We start from the raw sequence: 18422 nt of genomic DNA on the forward strand, positions 1-18422 counted from the left end.
CGCCTTGTCTGTCGCAAGGTATTCGAGGACGGCGCGCTCCGGCCGTCCTCGGGGAAGCCTATTTTCCCGCTTCACTGATGACTTTAGCGAGACGTTCGACTTCAGCCTTGAATTTCTGATCGAGAGCCGCAGGTGTTGCCATGTCCTGGGCAACAGGCACGGTACCAAGGCTGGCGAACCGTTCGATCACCATCGGGTCCTTGAGTGCGGTCTTGAGCGCCTCGGACAGTTTTTCGCGGATCGGAGCTGGAGTGTCCTTGGGTGCCCAAAGGGCGTGCCAGGCGCTCAGTTCGAAACCCTTCAGCCCACCTTCGTCGACAGTCGGAAGATCAGGAAGAACGTCGATCCGGGCTTTTGTCGTGACGGCATAGGCGTGCACTTCGTTGGCCTTGATCTGCGTCGTGGTATTGGTGGTCTGGTCGCATGCCAGATCGATACGTCCGCCGATCAGGTCGGTCATTGCCGGACCCATGCCCTTGTAGGGAACGAGGGTGATCTTGGTGCCGAGTGCATCCTGAATCAGTCGACCGCAGAGGTCCGAAACAGCGCCGGTACCGGCAGTCCCGAAGGTAACGGTCGTTGCGTTCTTCTTCACGTAGGCGACCAGATCCGCAAACGTCTTCGGCTCGAGATCCTTGCGCCCGACGATCGTCATCGGAACTTCGGTGATCAGGCCAACGCTCGAAAAATCCTCGATCGGCTTGTAGGCAAGGTTCGGGTAAAGTGCCGCAAAGGTTGCGACGCCGATATGATAGAGCAGCAGCCGGTAACCATCCGGATCGGCTTTGGCGACGTTTGCCGCTCCGAGTGAGCCGCCGGCGCCACCCATGTTCTCCACAAGAACCTGCTGGCCGAGCGTCTTCGACATCGACTGGGCCACCAGCCGCGCGACCGTGTCGCTCGGACCGCCGGCTGCGGCGGGTACCATGATGGTGACAGGACTGCTGGGGTAGCTGTCCTGTGCCTGCGCGACCCAGGGCAGGGTGGTCGCAGTCATAAGTACGGCAATGAAACGGGAATTTCTCTGGGACACTTTCACCTTCCTCCTTGGCGAAAAGATCGTCAGCCTCCACTGACGATCAAGCATGCCAGCTTGCATGCAAGCTGAAATCTATTGACTTACGGCTGTTTGTCAACATCAAAGACAGTTCGTTATTCGCGCATTGTGCGGGACACCGGAGACCATGGTAAAACCAGGCCAGATATTGCGTGCTGCCGTCAGGGAAACCGCCGAGCCGCAGACGGAACTTGCCGGGGATTCCGTTTCTTCCGCGGGCCGTGTGAGCGCTGCCTATCACGCAATCCGCAATGCCATCCGAACCAACGTCTTTCCCCCAGGCTACCAGGCTGCCGAAATCGAGATCGCCCGTCAGCTTGGGATGAGCCGGACCCCGGTCCACGAAGCCATGGCGCGGCTGCAGGAAGATGGGCTGGTACGCATCCTGCCGAAAAAAGGCATCATCATTTGCGCGCTGTCTCCTGCCGACATCGAGGAGATCTACGAGGTCACGATAGCGCTCGAGGGCGCTGCCGCTGCGCGGCTTGCCATGATCGACGCATCGGTCAAGGTCGAAGTGGTGGCGATCTTGCGCAATGCGACCGAAGCCATGGTTGCAGCGCTGGATCGCAACGATCTTCCCGCCTGGGCGGCGGCGGACGAAAGGTTTCACGAAACGCTGGTGGCGCGCAGCGGCAATAGCCGTTTGACCCGCATGGCCGGCACGGTCGCTGATCAGCTGCATCGCTCCCGGATGTTCACCCTCAACCTCAGGCCGCTGCCGACCTGGTCCTCGGACGAACATCTCGCGATCATCGAGGCGATCGAACGGGGCGATCCGACCACTGCAAGCCGTGCCGCCCGGTTGCACCGCAAGCATGCTCACGATCAGCTGGTGCCGCTTATCGCCAGGTTTAACCTCAAGAACCTGTAGCGCAGACACGGCACGCGCCGTGCCCGCCGCCGTCAACCCGCCTGGGTGACACGCAGATTGTTGGTGCTGCCCGCCGTCGCAAACGGAAAGCCCGTCACCACGACGATCTGTTCGCTTTTCTCTGCCAGGCCGGTTTGCACCGCGGCCTGTGTGGCGCGATCGACGGATTGTTCATAGGTGTCGACTGTCGGCGAAAGCAGGCTGACGACGCCCCACATCAGTCCGAGCTGACGCGCGGTCTGTTCGGATGGCGTTAGGGCGAGGATCGGGAGCGGTGGCCGTGCCCGGCTGATTCTGGAAGCGGTCGTGCCGCTGACCGTGAACGCGACGATAACAGGGGCCTTCAGGGCAATGGCGACATCTGCCGCAGCGGTGGCGACTGCGTGCGGAGGGGTATGGGCAATCTGTGGTTCGGTCGCTTCGAGGATCGGCCGGTAGAATTTATGTTTTTCGGTCTTTTCGATGATACGGCTCATGATCTCCACCGTTTCGACGGGGAAGGCGCCCGTTGCAGACTCCGCCGAGAGCATCACGGCGTCGGCGCCGTCATAAATCGCTCCCGCCACGTCCGAGGCTTCTGCGCGCGTCGGCGTCGGCGAGGTCACCATCGAGTCCAGCATCTGCGTGGCGACGATCACCGGTTTGGCGGCGATACGGCAGGCGCGGATGAGTTCCTTCTGACGGCCCGGCACATCCTCGGGCGGGATTTCCACACCAAGATCGCCGCGCGCCACCATGATGGCGTCGGAAAGCGCCACGATATCGTCGATCTCGTCCAGTGCCGAGGGTTTTTCGATCTTGGCGATCAGCCCGGCCCTGTCGCTGACCAGCGATCGGGCTTCAATCATGTCGCGGGCGGTCTGCACGAAGGACAAGGCGATCCAGTCGACGCCGAGTTCCAGCCCGAATTCGAGATCCTTGCGATCCTTCGGGGTGAGGGGGGAAATATCGAGGACGGTTCCCGGCAGGTTGACACCCTTGCGGTTGGATATCGTTCCAGCGACGATGACTTTTGCATCGATGAATTCGTCGCTGACGCCCTGCGCCCGCACTCGCACCCGTCCATCGTCGATCAGCAGATCGTCGCCCGGCTTGACTGCCGCGAAGATCTCGCGATGGGGGAGGGGGATGTCCATCAGGCCGCGCCCCGACTCGCTTCCGCAGACGAAGCGGATTTCCGCGTCCTTCGCCAGCTCCAGCCGGCCTTCCTGAAGCACACCGATGCGGATCTTCGGGCCCTGCAGGTCCTGAAGGATGCCGATCGAGGTTCCCAGCTCCTTTTCCAGCGCGCGGATGTGGCGGTAGACGGCGGCATGGTCGTCGCGGCTTCCATGACTGAAATTGAGCCGGAACGTATCGACGCCTGCCAGGAACAGCGACCTCAGTATTGCCGGTGAACTTGAGGCAGGGCCGACTGTTGCGACGATCTTGGCGCGGCGGTTGCTGCGAATGAACATGTCAAATTATCCGATCAGGATTGCGCGTATGTCGTTGACATTTGTGAGGGTCGGTCCGGTGATCACCAGGTCGTCGATCGCCTTGAATGCGGTGTAGCTGTCGTGGCGGGAAAGTGCCGAGCGGGGGTCAATTCCACTCCCGCGCATGCGTGCGAGGCTGTCCGGGCCGATCATGGCGCCGGCAGCATCTTCTATCCCGTCGATTCCGTCGGTATCGCCCGAGAGTGCCCATATGCCCTCCGCACCGTCGAGGCCGATCGCCAGGCTGAGAAGAAATTCGCTGTTGCGTCCGCCGCGGCCCTTCGTATCGGCGGGAAGCGAAACGGAGGTCTCTCCGCCGGAAAGAAGCACCGCCGGGCCGCGGACCGGCAGACCTTTTGTGCTGGCCGACATGGCGATGCCAGCAAACACGGTTCCGACATCCCGTGCTTCGCCCTGCAGCGCATCGCCGAGGATGACAGGGGTAAGGCCATTGGCAGCGGCGACGGCGGCGGCTGCATCCAACGCCATGGAGGGCGAGGCGATCATCCTCACATCCGACGATACCTTGCCGGTACAATTGCGGGCGCCGCCATTGGCTAGCACATCCTGTGCTGCCGGAGGAAGGACGAGGCGATATCTGGAGACGATCTCGCGGGCATCGTCGATAGTCGTGTCGTTGGCAACCGTCGGACCCGATGCGATTTCGGAAGGATCGTCGCCCGGCACGTCGGAGATCACCAACGTTACCACTCTTGCCGGATGGGCGAGTTGGGCGAGCCTACCGCCCTTTATTCCGGAGAGCTGCTTGCGTACTGCGTTCATCTCCGAAATGGTCGCGCCGCTTGCCAGAAGCGCCTTGTTGACCGCCTTCTTGTCAGCCAACGTCATCCCGGCTGCAGGCGATACGAGAAGCGAGGAACCGCCCCCGGAGATCAGGGCGATGACCAGGTCGTCTGGCCCGAGATCCCTGACGGCGCCGATGATCCGGACCGCCGCCTCGACGCTCATGTCGTCAGGAACGGGATGTGAGGCCTCGATGATGCGTATCCGCCCGGACGGCACGGCGTGACCGTACCGTGTCACCACGACGCCGCTCAAATCCACATCGCTCCAAACGGTATCGAGAGCTGCAGCCATCGCAGCGGATGCCTTGCCCGCACCGATGACGACGCAGCGACCCATCGGCCGTTCCGGCAAATGCCGGCTCAGGACCCTTGCCGGATCGGCACTGGCCACCGCTGCGTCGAATATTCGACGCAGCGTATTGCGGGCAGAGGCATTATCCCAGGTCATCCAACCGCCGCCATCTTCAGGATGTTCGATCCGGCGATTGCTTCGCAAACAGCGTCGGTGACCTGCTGGGTATCGGCGGTTCCGCCGACGTCTGGCGTGAGGATGCCGGCCTCGGTAACGCGTTCGACGGCGCTCATCAGCCGGGTGGCTGCGTCCTTTTCACCGAGATGTTCGAGCATCTGCGCAGCGGTCCAGAAGGTTGCGACCGGATTGGCGATACCCATGCCGGTGATGTCGAAGGCGGAGCCATGGATCGGTTCGAACATCGACGGGAAACGGCGTTCCGGATCGATATTGGCGGTCGGTGCGACGCCGAGCGAACCGGCCAGCGCACCGGCCAGGTCGGACAGGATGTCGGCGTGCAGATTGGTAGCGACGATGGTGTCGAGGCTCTGCGGCTTCAGCGTCATGCGCACGGTCATGGCATCGACGAGCATCTTGTCCCAGGTGACGTCGGGAAACTCCTTCGACACTTCGGCGGCGATCTCGTCCCACATCACCATGCCGTGGCGCTGTGCGTTCGACTTGGTGACAACGGTCAGAAGCTTGCGCGGACGTGCCTGGGCGAGCTTGAAGGCGTAGCGCATGATGCGGGTGACGCCGACGCGGGTGAAGATCGCTACCTCGGTGCCGACTTCTTCCGGCAGGCCCTTGTGGGCGCGGCCACCATGGCCGGAATATTCGCCTTCCGAGTTTTCGCGCACGATCACCCAGTCGAGATCACCCGGGCCGCAATTGCGTAGCGGCGGTGTAATTCCGGGCAGGATCTTGGTCGGACGGACGTTGGCATACTGGTCGAAACCCTGGCAGATCGGCAGGCGCAGACCCCACAGCGTGATATGGTCCGGCACGTCCGGCGCGCCGACCGCGCCAAAGAAGATGGCGTCGAACTTCTTCAGCTGCTCGAGGCCGTCCGCCGGCATCATCACGCCGTTCTTCTTGTAATAGTCTGAGCCCCAGTCGAAAGTCTCGGTATGAATGCTGAAGTCGCCGCTACGTTTCTCCAGCGCTTCCAGGACCTGCAGTCCCGCAGCAATCACTTCGGGACCGATCCCGTCCGCGGGGATCGCAGCTATATTGTATTCACGCATCGTGGTTCTCCTTTCAAGTTCGTCTATCAATGTTGATCTGCGGTACGCGTGTCGGCGGCTTTGGGGCCAGACCGCGCCAGAATAAGTGTAAGGATCGCCGAGATCAGTAGGAGGCCGGCCACGAAATAGAGGCCACCGGTGAAGCTTCCTGTAGTGTCCTTGATCCATCCGATCATCGACGGTCCGACGAAGCCACCGAGGTTGCCGATGGAATTGATAGTGGCAATGCCAGCGGCTGCCGCGGGACCCGAGAGAAACATGGTTGGCATGCTCCAGAGCGGCGGCTTCGAGCAACTGATGCCGACATTGACGATGGTCAGAGCGATGAGAACCATAAACACACTGGTTGCGCCGGCCGCAAAGGCAAGTCCGGCTGCGGCGAGCAGGCATGCCCCGACCACGTGCCAGGTGCGTTCGCCCGTTCGGTCGGAATGACGAGCCCACAAGACCATTGCCACGACCGCGAATATGCCGGGAACAGCATTGATGAAGCCCACCTCGATGGCAGACAGGCCGAATTGCTTGATGATTTGAGGCGCCCAGATGCCGAGCGTATAAAGACCTGCCGACGTTCCGAAATATACCAAGGCAAGCGCGATTACGCGGATGTCAGCCAAGCCTGCCATGACGCTATGGCTCGCCGTTCCCCTGCCCGCCTGCTCTGCATTCATGGTTTTTACCAGCCAGTTGCGTTCTTCTTCGGTTAGCCATTTGGCCTTCTCAGGACGATCGGTCAGGAAGAACAATACGACGACGCCGAGGATCAATGCCGGCGCCGCCTCAATCAGGAACATCCACTGCCAGCCGGCGAGCCCCATCAGACCATGCATTTCCATCAACGCGCCGGAAATTGGAGATCCTAGCACCGTCGAAAGCGGTGCAGCGGCCATGAAGATTGCGGTCACCGCGGCTCGACGCCGGGCAGGAAACCAGAAGCTGAGATAAAGGATGATGCCGGGAAAGAAGCCCGCCTCGGCGACTCCAAGAAGAAAACGGAGGGTGTAGAAGCTGGTTGTCCCTTGCACGAACGCCATTAACCCGGACACGATGCCCCAAGTGATCATCACTCGGGCGATCCAGATGCGAGCGCCGACCTTGTTCAGAATGAGGTTCGAGGGCACCTCGAACAGAAAATAGCCGACGAAGAAAATACCTGCACCGATACCGAAGACCGTCGACGAGAAGCCAAGATCCTGATTCATGGTGAGAGCTGCGAAACCGATATTCACGCGGTCGAGAAACGCGATGAAATACAGCAGCATAATGAAAGGTACGATACGAAAAGTGATCTTGCGCAGCACGCGCGCCTCAAGGTCGTTCGTCACGACGCCATCCTCCCGGAATACATAAAGAAGCGCACCTCCTGCGCTTGCATTAATCTTAAGCGGTTGAGCCTTGACGCTCAACCGCGTCAGAAATATATAAAAAGGTGATATAATAGTTTCGAGTGTATCCTATGGAATTGAACCAGCTTCGGTGCTTCGTTTCGGTTGCCGACGAACTGCATTTCGGCCGGGCGGCTCAGAAGCTGGGACTTATGCCTGCATCTTTATCGCGTCATATCCGGATGCTTGAGGAATCACTTGGTACTCGCCTGTTGGCGCGCACAACACGCAGCGTCGCTTTGACGGACGACGGATTATTTCTTTTAGAGAGTGCACGGGACATTCTTGAAAGGACTGAGGTCCTACAGAAGCGCTTTCAGACGTCTCGACAAGAGCGAGTGGAAACGCTTCGGATTGGTGCGATCGACAGTGCCGCCGCCGGTCTTTTGCCAATGCTTCTTCATGACTTTAGGCAGCAGCATCCTGAGATAGCGACGCAGCTTTCGGAGGACAAAACCATAAGGTTGATCCCGAAGCTGCTTTCAGGCGGGTTGGACCTCGCGTTTATCCGCGCACCAGACTTTGTTGATCCGAAGCTAAAGACGATTTTGTTATTTCATGAGACGGCTGTAGTCGCAATGTCGGAAAATCATCGCCTTGCTAACAAAACTAGCGTCACGATCCATGATCTTGCCGATGAACCGCTCATCGTGCCTGAGAGAAGGTCGCGTCCGCACAGCCACGATTTGACGATGAAGCTGTTCATTGAAGCTGGTTTGCAGGCACGCGTAGCTCAGCTTGCAGAAGAAAAGCAAACAATCGTCAACCTTGTAGCTGCTGAGATTGGTCTTGCTATCGTTCCTGAGTGGACTGCACGGCTTGCGGTGAGTGGCGTACGCTATGTTACGCTGCAAACGGATGCAAAGGAGGCAATGAATAAATTGCCTTTATCCGCAGCGTGGTTAAAGGGGGTTCGCGATCCGGGTCGGGACCTTATAGTCAGCTTGTTGCAAAGCCGGATCTCGCAATATGCACAAAACGCATGAACCGACGTGCTAATGAACTGCGCTTCTCACAGCGTCATCGACGCGCGAGCCGCGTTTAAATGACTAACCAGTTGGTAATAGCATACGGGCCGTAACCTTGCTCCCGGGCCGAAGTGGCAATGGATACCATGTGATCGTTGACGTTAGAGACGGCGCGCTCGATGCTTTTAAGGGCTTCTCCGGTGTCACGCACGAGCCTTACACCGCTTTCCACTTCGGAACTCGATCCGCGGATGAGTTCTTTGATTTCCTTTGCTGCCCTCGCCGAGCGCTGGGCTAGTTCCCTGACTTCCTGCGCGACGACCGCAAACCCTTTCCCAGCCTCGCGCCCGTGCCACCTCGACGCCCGCGTTCAGCGCCAGGAGGTTCGTCTGAAACGCGATTTCATCGATAACGCCGATGATACTCGCAATCTGATTCGCGGAGGCCTCGATGCGCCCCATGGCGTCGACGGCGTTGGCGACTACCGTGGCTGAATGCTTCTCTGGCAGGGCATTCTCTGGGGCAAGATCATCATCGACGGGATCGGCGGCCATGCCGAGCTGACGCCGAATGCCTGGTACACCAGCGGGCCGGTCGACGCCGTGCAGCTTTGCCGCCAGATGCTCGACGGCATCGATATCCTCAACCGTCGCTGGATGTTCGACCCGAAGAAGAACCATCCGCTTATGAATTTGCCCAACCAGATCATTGTCACCCAGATGACTGCAGGAGAGCATCCGTCCTCGATGGCCGGCCGCGCCGAGATCATCATCGACGCACAGTATCTGCCGAGCGAGAAGGACGAGTTCGCCCTCGGCGGCCATGTGAAGCGCGAGATCGAGGAACACGTCCGCAACGTCTGCCAGGCGGATCCCTATCTGCGCGAGCATCCCGCCCGCGTCGAATGGATTCTCGATGCCGATTGCGCCGAGATTCCTGCCGATAGCCCGTTCGTGTCGATCTTCCAGCAGGCGGTGGAGACGGCCAACCTGTCGCCGAAGCTCTCCGGCTTCGGCGCCCATAGCGACATCGGTCTGCCGACCGGTCTCGGCAACACGCCGACCGTGAATTTCGGACCCGGCGATCCAGCGCAGGCGCACCAGCCGAACGAACGAGTCTCGGTTCGCGACCTCGTCGATTGCACGAAGGCTATGGCTCTGGCGGTGCAGAAATGGTGCAACTAGATTGAAAAAGTGAGGGAGGTCGCCAACAACGGGTGACACCTTTTCGGGCCAATTGGTGTTAAACAATGAAGGGGTCGAAGGTTCGACTCCCTTCAAGGGGAATACGGACACCTTTGCCCCGTTGATCTTCCGAATTTCTAAAGGTCGCAACAGAGTCGGCAACCGATAGGCGCTGAAGCCCTTGTGTAAATTCGGCGGTCCGTCATGCCGCAAGGGACGGGCGGCTATTCATTGGCCTCAACGGTCCAAGATCTGACGGTCATGACAGCGTCAGCGAAATCCCGTGGAACCTCCCATGGCAAGTTGTGCCCACATTCTACCACACGGTGTTCGTGCCTGGCCTTGAACATCGCTGCATGGCTGGCAGTCCCGCCCGGCTTTAGCGGGTCCTGCGTTCCGTCGAGGGTTACTGCGGGCACGAGAATGGGTGGCTTGGTCGCCAGCTGTAGCTCGAGCCCAGCGAGCTCTGGATCACCGTCTGCAAGGCCGAAATCAAACCGATAAGAGTGGATCACCACGTCGACAAAATCAGGGTTATCGAATGAGGCCGCTGTCCGCTCGAAAGTCTCCTCGTCGAATGACCAGGTCGGTGACCATTGCTGCCAGAGCATACGGCAGAGATCACGCCGATTTAGGGTTAGGCATTCCCGACCGCGCTCATGCTGGAAAAGATGCTGGTACCAGACCGCGTATTCCAGCTTTGGAGAAAAGGTATGGCTGAGCTGCTCCACATCGATGATGTCGTAACCCGCGTAGGAGACCAGCCCAGCTACTCGTTCCGGCCACAGTGCTGATGCTACACATGAAGCAAGGCCACCCCAGTCATATCCAGCCAAAATGGCACGTTGAAGACCGAGCGCGTCGAGAAGGTCGATGACGTCCGTGCCCAGAGCGGCCTGCTGGCCGCTCCGCATCGATGAGGCCGACAGGAATCGGGTCGGCCCGAAACCACGCAGGTAAGGGACAATGACCCTGGCTCCCGCTGCCGCCAAACGAGGGGCAACTTCGTCGTAAGCTTGAGGGCCATACGGGAAACCGTGTGATAACACGACAGGCCATCCGTCGCTTTCGCCAAATTCATAATATGCAATCTCAAGAGAAGGGGTGTTAACGGTTCGCATTATGTCTTCCTCGCTTATCCGCAATGGTTGGGAAAACACGGGCGAGGCGTTTGTTCCAGCAGGCAGCTAATTTGAACTTGTCGGCGATGTGAGGCTGGTTCTCACGCTAAGAACATCGGCGATCGCAAATCCAGGTTTAGAGAGAAACAACTGATACGAAACTGTGCGCGGGGCTGGATTTTTAAGAGGAAAATTGTTGCTGGAGCTGCGTTTCGAGTACGGTCCGCATAGAGATGGCTGGTCGGCCAATAACCTTTGCGAGGCCGCCATTGCCTTCTTACATTCGCCCGCCTTAGCCGCCCGATAGTAGCTGGCCATGGATACCGCCGGATGTAGCTTCCTGGATCTTCAAGAATATGTTTTAATCTAAAAAATACAATCAGGTAGGCCCGCGCTAGAGCAACGTTGGCCTTGGTGAACGCTGCGCGGAAGCATTCGCATCAACGGAGCCGAGGCCTTGTAAGGGCATCTATAGCCCGATAACACGGTAAGAACGCGTACACACAAAATTGCATGCAGGTGCAAAAAGGATACTGTCATGCCAAGGTTCGTCATTAGCGCGTCGACTGCAATCCCGGCTGCTCGGTCGAAGCAGCCGTCAGCCTCATCGACGGCAAGTGGAAATGCGTCGTGCTCTTCCACCTCCTGCGCGGTACGTTGCGCTTCAACGAGATCCGCCGTCATGTCGGCGGCGTTACCCAGCGCACCCTGACGAACCAGTTGCGAGGGCTCGAAGGGGACGGCCTGATCGAGAGGAAGGTCTACGCCCAGGTGCCGCCGAAGGTCGAATACACGATCTCGCCGCTCGGACGCAGCCTCGAGCCGATCCTCGTCGCTCTGAAGGGCTGGGGAGACAGCAACATCGGCCGGTTTGGAAAACCCAACGCCGCCAACGCCGCTTAAGGAAGCGGTCGCAGACCCTCGCGTATGCGTAATTCAAATGGCTTCACCATACCAATCAACCACGTCAACCTGAAAGTATCGGCAGGCGAGCGAGGGCTTTTCGTAGATTCTCAGCATCCCACGGCAGATGTTCGGCGATGGTAAGAGCAATGATATCGGTTACTTCTCCTAACGCGAGCAGGAGGCCAACCACCGTTTCAAAGGACATTGTGCCTGTTGGCGAAGCTTTAAACTGCTCGGCTAACCCGGCAGGATTATTAAACAACTGGGCACGGAATTGACTAGGGTCAATGACGTCAAGATCGAAATGAACCAAGAGCTTGGAGGCCCCGGTTTCCTTTGCCCAATCGGCGACCTCGGCGAATGATGCCGTTAGTTCATCAGGAGAGAACACACGCGGTTTGATTGCCTCCACCGCGAGGCGGCTCCGCTCAGAAATCTTCCTCTTGTCTATTCCCACATAGGCAAGCCGCGCAGCCGGGATAGGAACCTTAGCAAATGCTGCAAACTCTGCGTCACCTTGTCCCAGCAGGTTCAGCATAGGATAGCTATGGGCGTGACTGGAAACCTTCGAAGTTGCGAGATCAAAATGCGCGTCGATCCACAGTACGGCCACATCACCTGCGTATTTGGCGGCCATGTATGAGAATGGAGCGAGCGATACAGAGCAGTCACCTCCGAATGTAACAATCCGGTCAGGGTCTATATCCTCTATAATCTTCAGGGCGGTCCGGTTTTGCAGGAGTATCGCAGTTTTCCCAAGTATGCCTTGCTCGCTCTTAAGCGAAGTGCCGTCGGGAAGGCCGACTGGAACCTCGACTAGCTCAAATTCGCCGCCCCGTGGGGCGAGCCACGCCAAAAGCTGTGCGCCAAGATAATAGACAGGATCATTGCCGCCCTGCCACTGCGGCATAAGCAAGCGAAGCGACTTCGTGGAAGATGGCATCGGCTCGTTTCCCTGAGTTGATAGGCTTTTTCGCCCAACTTTGGTCTGGTAGTAAAGGACGACGAAGCCCCGTTGCTCCTTACCCACTAGCCCCGCCCGGCATTAAAGGGTTTTTGCTGCTTGCCTTCGGTCAATAAGGGGTGACGAACAATAATACATCACTCATACAGGCAAGCTCTACCTCAGCAACGCTTGCGTGGCTCGACGTCTGCAGGACATCCACCTCCACAAACCTGCATATCCAGTTTCTGGATCTTGGTGGCAAGCCTCTTCAAGGCGGCCCTCGCAACTGGGTGCTTATCAACATTCTGTGCCATTCACCGGCAAGCCTCCCGTGGACGTTTCAGTATATTTTCGCTCGTCTCGTGCATTGTCTCGATACAAGCGGCAAGTGGCACAAAATGATGCCCCCTACCTTTATCGGCGAGGAAAGGGCGTCGCAGCCGTTACCGTGATGCAGAGGGATTACGACAATATAAGACGGGTCGAGTCGTGGCGGCGAACGCCTCTGATAGATTCAGGCATCCAACCGTAACGTCAGGCGCTAAAGCAGGCACTCGCTCATTTCCCAAAGCCAGGCAGCGGCTTCCGGATCGATCGAATGCGACGCCGCATCGGCTGGGATTTGGCTGTCGGTATGCGAATGGGGGTCATCGCTCAGTGGCGCGACGTCGTTGTCCTTAAGATAGACGCCGCCGATGTTGTCGAGCAAGGGACTGACCGCGGCGAAGACGATCGTGCTGGCGCCCTGGGCCGGAGTCTTCTTTCCGACTGCTGGATCGATGATCGGTCGCCCTGCCTCGTCGATAAGCCCCATTCTGCGCAACGCCTCGTCGCCTGCAGCGCTGTTGAGCTTGGTACCTGCCACGACGCCGGGATGGACAGCATAGCCACGAATAGCCTCCGCCGCATGACGGCGATCGAGTTCGACCGCAAACAGCACATTCGCAGTCTTGGACTGGGCATAGGCAGCGCGCCCGTCAAAATTTGTCGTGAAGTTGGGATCATCCCAGCGGATGCGCCCGAACCGGTGCGCCCCGGAGGATACGTTGACCACCCGCGCGCCCATTGCGGCTCGTAGCGCAGGCAGCAGCGCTAGCGTGAGCTGGAAATGGCCCAGATGGTTGGTGGCGAACTGCGTCTCGTATCCGCGCGCGTCGTGTTTCGGCCCACCGGACGCGCTCGCATTGTTAACGAGGATATGCAGCGGCTTGCCCGCCTCCATCCGACGGGCGGCGAAGGCGTCTATCAAGAGGGGGTCGATCAGGTCGAGTGTGTCAACTTCTACGCGCCGCAGTCCCTTCAGCGTATGGGCGGCCATATCGGGATTGCGGGCTCCGACCACGACCGATGCGCCAGCCTTGGCAAGCGCACGCGTGACTTCTAGGCCGATCCCGCTGTGGCCACCAGTGACGATGACGTTCAGGCCCGTGAGATCGATCCCGGAGAGGATGTCGTCGGCTGTTGAGGCAGGCCCGAACCCACTGCCGAGCGGATACTGCTTATGGTTCATGTGGGTGGTCCCATCTGGAGTAAAGGGGTGGCCAACTTCACGGCAACCACCCACAGAAGCGTAGCCTTCTTGGCGATCCGCCTCTGGTGTTCGGGTGTTAGGCGAGCATGCCGCCATCCACCAGTATTTGTGTGCCAGTGATGTAGGCGGCGGCTGGCGACGCAAGGAAAGCGACCAGTTCGGCGACCTCGTGGGCTTGCCCGTAACGACCGAGCGGGACCATGGTCTTGATCATCTCGGCACGGCTGCCTTCATCGGGGTTGGCTTCGGTCGCAATCGAGCCGGGCTCGACCGTGTTGACCGTGATCTGGCGAGCGGCGAGATCGCGCGCCCAGCCCCTGGTCATGCCGACCACGGCGTGTTTCGTCATCCCGTATGAGCTGGCACCCGGCGTGGGCACGCGCTCGCTGAAGAAGCTGCCGATATTAACAATCCGCCCGCCGTCCCGCATAGCCGAGACGACTGCTGAGGTCGTGTACCAGATACCGCGGACGTTGATGTCCATCTGCCGTTCGAAGGTGGCGTCCTCGACAAGGCCGATCGGACCGTGCTCGGCTATCCCTGCATTGTTCACCAGGATGTCGAGATGTCCGCCGAGTTGGTCGAGAGCTTGTACCACGCCCGCCCTGACGGCGTTGACATCACCGGCGTCCGCTTTAATCGCAAAGGCCGCCCCGCCGCCCGCGACGATTTCGTTGATGAGCGCCTCGGCCCTCTCGGCGCTCTTCGAGTGAGTGAAGGCTACCCTTGCACCGCGTTGAGCGAGAAGCCTGACGCAGGCCGCGCCAATGCCGCGGCTGCCGCCCGTCACGAGTGCGGTCTTTCCGGCAAGGCTGAAGATTTCGGTGGTCATAGGGCATTCTCCGTTAGCACCACAGTATGGTCAAAGCCCGCTGTCTAAGATAAGATTAAACGGAACAATGTTCACCATAACAGCGGAACATCGTTCCGTTTGTCAAGAGGCGTTTTATGCGATCCGGTGCAGGGGGTAAAGTGGAAGAGTCGGACGTTCGGTCGATGCGGGCCGATGGCCAGCGGAATCTCGACACGCTTCTGCGGGCGGCGAAAGAGGTGTTTGCCGTGGACGGGGTGAATGCGCCTATACGCACTATTGCGACCAAGGCAGGCCTTGGTGTGGGCACGATATACCGCCACTTCCCGCAGCGGTCCGACCTGATCGCAGCTGTCTTCCGCCGAGAGATCGACGACTGCGCGGACGCTGCCAACAATCTGGCGCGACTTCATGACCCGGTCGAAGCGTTAGAGCTATGGATGCTGCGCTTTTGCGTATTCTTCGCGACCAAGAAGGGGCTGGCCGAGGCCCTCCATTCGGGCGAATCCGCTTACTCGTCCTTGCCTGGCCATTTCGAGGCGCAACTTCGTCCTGCCCTTGAAAACCTGCTGGCCTCGGCGTGCGCCACCGGTCGCATCCAGGCCGACATCGCTGCAAGCGAGCTGCTGGGCGCGATCGCTCGCCTGTCGATGTCGGACAGTGGCGATGCAGCACAGGCGCAACGGATGGTGGCGTTGTTGGGGAAAGGCCTCAGGCTTTGACGATGCGTCGAGAAAAGGCGGCGGCTACAATCAGCCTGCCTCGACGTCTTTCAACGAAGTTCGACAGCGCCAGCCCGAGCACTAGATGCTTTTTCAAAGAACGCTTTGTCTGAGCGCAAGCCGCTATGGTCTTCGAAACCTGCCATAGGCCGATAAGCCCCAGTTTTGTTGACTTTAAATCATAGATCGTATGGGCATCGCGCTCATGTACACCGGACGGATTGACGGCGAAGCCGCCTCCGTGGTCCATCAGCCGAAGTGCAGCGCGAAGTGCCGTCGCCGCGTCGCTGCTCGGGAGTTGGGCAAGCACAAAGCCAGACCCTCGACCGATCCTAGATGGATGCAAACAGCTCTTCTTCGATCACTCGGCATGTCCAATAGCATCAGCACATTTACTTACTGAATCTGCCTGCGAATAAACAGATCCACCGCGGCAGTGTAGGCTCCGGGTTTTCCGAGGTCTTCGTTGATCACGCCATGACTTTTGTCGACTGGCGATACCCCTACACTCAGGCCGAGCGATCTAGCTTTGTTGGCTAATTTACCTGCCTGAGGGCAGGAGTCGCTCCGCCTTGACGAGCATACCAGCAGCATCGGCTTTGCCGCTGACTGCAGCTGAGCCGTTGGCGATACCTGGCGCCAGAAAACGGGGTCATTGCCAAAGACACGGTCGTAGAAGCGAGGATGAGATGCCCGCATGATCTCGGTCACATCGTAGGCAGCGCTGTCAAGCGCGACCGTGCCGCGCCATGGAAGCGCCCCTACCTGTGTCGCCATGGCCGGATCAGCGGACAGCAGCATGACCAGATGTGCCCCAGCAGAATGCCCCATCAGCACGAAACGGCTCGGGTCACCCCCTAGGCTTCGCACGCGCTTCTGGGCTGCCGCAAGAGCGTTAGCTACGTCCTGAGCCTGAACGAGCGGATCAGCGTCTGGCAACAGGCGATTGTCGACTGATATGAAGATAAAGCCTTTCGGGAGCCAGTAGCGGACTTTGTTGCTGACTGTGTCGGGTGATGATTTGGAGCCACCCGACCACGCTCCACCATGCACCATGAAAATGACCGGAGCGTTTGCTGCGCCATGCGGAACATAAATGTCCATGCGCTGCTTAACGTCGCCTCCGTAAGCTACATTTCGGTAGACCTTAGTCTCTGCAGGGGGCATGCTCGGAGGCCTGGCAGGCTCGCCTGCGGCTGGCATCACTGAAGCAATAGCTGTCCGGCAGCCACTGGATAGAAGCTTGGCGTTCTCTCGGAGGCACTGGGCAATGGCTCCTCCGCCCGGTCGAGTGCCGGGGCATAATGTGCCTATGTCAGCCCGACATGCTTGGGCCAGCGCTCGGACTTTTCCAGGGTGCAGTTCCTGGGATTGCCCGACCGAAGCTGAGAAAGTTACCATCCCACCAAAAAGAAGGAAAAAGGCCGTCCGCATTGAGTTTCGCATTTTTAGCTCCAGGAAAAGATGTTCCATGGACTTCTACGGCCAGTGAACCTACCTCCTACGGCAGCCCTCAAAAAACATGTGTCGGCGTAGGACTCATCCTCTCCGCTCGTATGAGCAGTGACACCAGGTTCAGGGCGGGGAACGCTACGAGATGAGATGCGACACTGATGATGGTACGCGAGGCGTTAAGGCCACTGGACGGGCAGATCAAGAAAAACGCGCGCAGTGTTGACACCGATCAACAACTCATCCTGTCGATAGTTGCGGGACGTGAGGACGCATTGGCACACCTTGTAGAGCGTCACGGCAAGAGCCTGACGGCGTTTACCCGGCGGTACTTGGGTAGCTACGATGAGGACGCTGATGATATTGTCCAGGGGGTGTTTTGGACCGTCTGGCGTAAAGCCGCCAGCTTCGACCCGGGAAAGGCGCAAGTTAAGACCTGGCTTTATCGGATAGCCGCTAATCGGTGCATTGATGCCGCCCGACGTAAGGCAGTGCTGCGTTTCGTGGGCCTCCATGCAATGGCCGGCGATCCGGCTTTGGACGATCCGGATGCCGAGACGACAGCTTTAGGACGGTCGCAACTAGCGTTAGCTAGAAAGGGGATCCTCAAACTGCCTCGGCGGCAGAGGATGGCGTTGCTCCTCCGCGGTGTCGGCGATCTCGATGTTCAGGCAATAGCCAAGATTATGGACGTCAGCACTGGCTCCGTGGAGCAGCTCTTAGTGCGCGCACGTCGTGGGTTGCGGGACTATATGGAAATTGCAGAGAGAGGATAGAAGCACCGCAATGACTGACAACGAGATGGAAATACGAAAACGCTGCTTTGAGGCAATTGACCATATGGTCAGGGAGGCTGCCATCGACCCTATCGACGAAGGCCAGCTCGTACGAAAGGTTCTAGACAGAGTGCGCGCCGGCGACGAGAGGACGGTCGGGCTGACATGGTCCGCTCTTGCATCGCCTCGCATGGCGGCAGCTGGAGCGCTTCTGCTCGCTGGATCGGCCTTGGTTGGGGGATATCAGACGTCCGATGCGCGTTTTAACGCAGTTGACGTCTCGCTGCTTACGGTTGCCGCAGGGTCGCCGGCGATCCTTCTTGCTGGACTTGACAGCTTGGAGAGGAGCCAATGAGCCGCACTCGTCTCCAAACCGCCTTTTTGATCCTGCTGATCTTTTCACTTGCGGGCAATTTCTTTGCCGTCGGCTATATTGCCCATGGGTGGCGTTCCGGTTCTGCGGCATCATTCCTGGATTTTGAAGCCCGATATCAATCGGACGTGCGGGCCGCTTTTGGCGATGTGCTGCGTGAAAACCGAGATGCCGTGCGCTCCGCAGTGGCCGAACTGACGGCGGCGCGTGATGCTCAGGCGGACCTTGCCCGCCAGCACCCGCTCAATGAGACTACCATCCGTACGGCAATGGCCAACGTCAGGGGCAAGACCGAAGCGCTGCAGACGATACTGCAAGAGTACCTTCTCTCTGCCCTAAAACATGCAGAGGCCGATGCAAAAAATCCTTAGGGACCATAGCATTTGAAATAACCATTCTTGAGCAACTTTGAACCAGCGACTGCGCAGCAACAACCGTAAAGGGGTATCACTCGGGGAGCCTTTGCCTTGGCCTCGGCAGGATCGGGACCGTC

General features: G+C 59.0%; 17 protein-coding genes and 4 pseudogenes. 8 read left to right on the forward strand and 13 right to left on the reverse strand.

All coding sequences use genetic code 11. The annotated features are described in order from the left end of the window. Positions 1-58: 58 nt before the first annotated feature. Positions 59-997, reverse strand: coding sequence for a tripartite tricarboxylate transporter substrate binding protein BugD (locus ACQY1L_RS23920; protein WP_430246388.1), 939 nt, complete (start codon positions 995-997; stop codon positions 59-61). A gap of 187 nt (positions 998-1184) precedes the next feature. On the opposite strand from ACQY1L_RS23920, the gene ACQY1L_RS23925 reads away from it, so the two are divergent. After that, entirely contained in the window at positions 1185-1931 is a 747-nt protein-coding gene (locus tag ACQY1L_RS23925; RefSeq protein ID WP_430246118.1) for a GntR family transcriptional regulator, read from the forward strand. Positions 1932-1963: 32 nt separating this feature from the next. Here the strand turns inward: ACQY1L_RS23925 and pyk are convergent, their stop codons facing one another. Genes pyk through ACQY1L_RS23945 form a run of 4 tightly spaced genes read right to left on the reverse strand, consistent with a single transcriptional unit; the run spans position 1964 to position 7079 of the window. Then, positions 1964-3388: a pyruvate kinase gene (pyk, locus tag ACQY1L_RS23930; RefSeq protein WP_430262156.1), complete on the reverse strand. Its 1425-nt coding sequence runs from the start codon at positions 3386-3388 to the stop codon at positions 1964-1966. A gap of 6 nt (positions 3389-3394) precedes the next feature. Then, positions 3395-4663, reverse strand: a complete 1269-nt coding sequence (locus ACQY1L_RS23935) for a glycerate kinase type-2 family protein (protein ID WP_430246116.1) — start codon at positions 4661-4663, stop codon at positions 3395-3397. Further along, positions 4660-5754 (reverse strand): tartrate dehydrogenase, encoded by a 1095-nt coding sequence (locus ACQY1L_RS23940; protein ID WP_430246114.1) that lies wholly within the window; start codon positions 5752-5754, stop codon positions 4660-4662. The genes ACQY1L_RS23935 and ACQY1L_RS23940 overlap by 4 nt, the downstream gene beginning before the upstream one ends. 26 nt (positions 5755-5780) lie before the next feature. After that, entirely contained in the window at positions 5781-7079 is a 1299-nt protein-coding gene (locus tag ACQY1L_RS23945; protein WP_430246386.1) for an MFS transporter, read from the reverse strand. A gap of 131 nt (positions 7080-7210) precedes the next feature. Here ACQY1L_RS23945 and ACQY1L_RS23950 point away from each other — a divergent pair, with 131 nt between their 5' ends. Then, complete coding sequence (locus ACQY1L_RS23950; RefSeq protein ID WP_430246112.1) at positions 7211-8125, forward strand: LysR family transcriptional regulator; 915 nt, start codon at positions 7211-7213, stop codon at positions 8123-8125. Between the two features lie 88 nt (positions 8126-8213). Here ACQY1L_RS23950 and ACQY1L_RS23955 read toward each other — a convergent pair. Then, positions 8214-8601, reverse strand: a pseudogene (locus tag ACQY1L_RS23955) (methyl-accepting chemotaxis protein); the annotation flags it as partial. 6 nt (positions 8602-8607) lie between these two features. On the opposite strand from ACQY1L_RS23955, the pseudogene ACQY1L_RS23960 reads away from it, so the two are divergent. Beyond that, a pseudogene (locus ACQY1L_RS23960) lies at positions 8608-9291 on the forward strand (M20/M25/M40 family metallo-hydrolase); the annotation flags it as partial. A gap of 224 nt (positions 9292-9515) precedes the next feature. Here the strand turns inward: ACQY1L_RS23960 and ACQY1L_RS23965 are convergent. Next, positions 9516-10412: an alpha/beta fold hydrolase gene (locus ACQY1L_RS23965; RefSeq protein WP_430246110.1), complete on the reverse strand. Its 897-nt coding sequence runs from the start codon at positions 10410-10412 to the stop codon at positions 9516-9518. A gap of 513 nt (positions 10413-10925) precedes the next feature. Between ACQY1L_RS23965 and ACQY1L_RS23970 the strand changes: the two are divergent. Beyond that, positions 10926-11315 (forward strand): annotated as a pseudogene (locus ACQY1L_RS23970) (winged helix-turn-helix transcriptional regulator). Positions 11316-11379: 64 nt separating this feature from the next. Here ACQY1L_RS23970 and ACQY1L_RS23975 read toward each other — a convergent pair. From ACQY1L_RS23975 to ACQY1L_RS23985, 3 genes are all read right to left on the reverse strand, one after another. Next, on the reverse strand, positions 11380-12261 hold the full coding sequence (locus ACQY1L_RS23975) for an arginase family protein (protein ID WP_430246108.1): 882 nt from the start codon (positions 12259-12261) through the stop codon (positions 11380-11382). 544 nt (positions 12262-12805) lie between these two features. Further along, positions 12806-13774, reverse strand: a complete 969-nt coding sequence (locus ACQY1L_RS23980) for an SDR family NAD(P)-dependent oxidoreductase (RefSeq protein WP_430246106.1) — start codon at positions 13772-13774, stop codon at positions 12806-12808. Positions 13775-13871: 97 nt separating this feature from the next. Continuing rightward, entirely contained in the window at positions 13872-14627 is a 756-nt protein-coding gene (locus tag ACQY1L_RS23985) for an SDR family NAD(P)-dependent oxidoreductase (protein ID WP_430246105.1), read from the reverse strand. 116 nt (positions 14628-14743) lie between these two features. Here ACQY1L_RS23985 and ACQY1L_RS23990 point away from each other — a divergent pair, with 116 nt between their 5' ends. Then, entirely contained in the window at positions 14744-15328 is a 585-nt protein-coding gene (locus tag ACQY1L_RS23990; protein ID WP_070147328.1) for a TetR/AcrR family transcriptional regulator, read from the forward strand. Here ACQY1L_RS23990 and ACQY1L_RS23995 read toward each other — a convergent pair. From ACQY1L_RS23995 to ACQY1L_RS24005, 3 genes and pseudogenes are all read right to left on the reverse strand, one after another. Then, positions 15318-15638, reverse strand: coding sequence for a hypothetical protein (locus ACQY1L_RS23995; RefSeq protein WP_070147329.1), 321 nt, complete (start codon positions 15636-15638; stop codon positions 15318-15320). The two genes, ACQY1L_RS23990 and ACQY1L_RS23995, sit on opposite strands and share 11 nt — an antisense overlap. A gap of 86 nt (positions 15639-15724) precedes the next feature. After that, entirely contained in the window at positions 15725-16432 is a 708-nt protein-coding gene (locus tag ACQY1L_RS24000) for an alpha/beta hydrolase (protein ID WP_430246384.1), read from the reverse strand. 186 nt (positions 16433-16618) lie between these two features. Then, positions 16619-16801, reverse strand: a pseudogene (locus tag ACQY1L_RS24005) (hypothetical protein); the annotation flags it as partial. 140 nt (positions 16802-16941) lie between these two features. Between ACQY1L_RS24005 and ACQY1L_RS24010 the strand changes: the two are divergent. Genes ACQY1L_RS24010 through ACQY1L_RS24020 form a run of 3 tightly spaced genes read left to right on the forward strand, consistent with a single transcriptional unit; the run spans position 16942 to position 18300 of the window. Continuing rightward, positions 16942-17556: an RNA polymerase sigma factor gene (locus ACQY1L_RS24010; protein ID WP_233741621.1), complete on the forward strand. Its 615-nt coding sequence runs from the start codon at positions 16942-16944 to the stop codon at positions 17554-17556. Positions 17557-17566: 10 nt separating this feature from the next. Beyond that, on the forward strand, positions 17567-17911 hold the full coding sequence (locus tag ACQY1L_RS24015) for a hypothetical protein (RefSeq protein ID WP_070147330.1): 345 nt from the start codon (positions 17567-17569) through the stop codon (positions 17909-17911). Further along, positions 17908-18300, forward strand: a complete 393-nt coding sequence (locus ACQY1L_RS24020) for a periplasmic heavy metal sensor (protein ID WP_070147331.1) — start codon at positions 17908-17910, stop codon at positions 18298-18300. The genes ACQY1L_RS24015 and ACQY1L_RS24020 overlap by 4 nt, the downstream gene beginning before the upstream one ends. Positions 18301-18422: the final 122 nt, after the last annotated feature.

The sequence above is a fragment of the Neorhizobium sp. DAR64862/K0K3 genome (assembly GCF_050500185.1).
Taxonomy (GTDB): domain Bacteria; phylum Pseudomonadota; class Alphaproteobacteria; order Rhizobiales; family Rhizobiaceae; genus Neorhizobium; species Neorhizobium soli.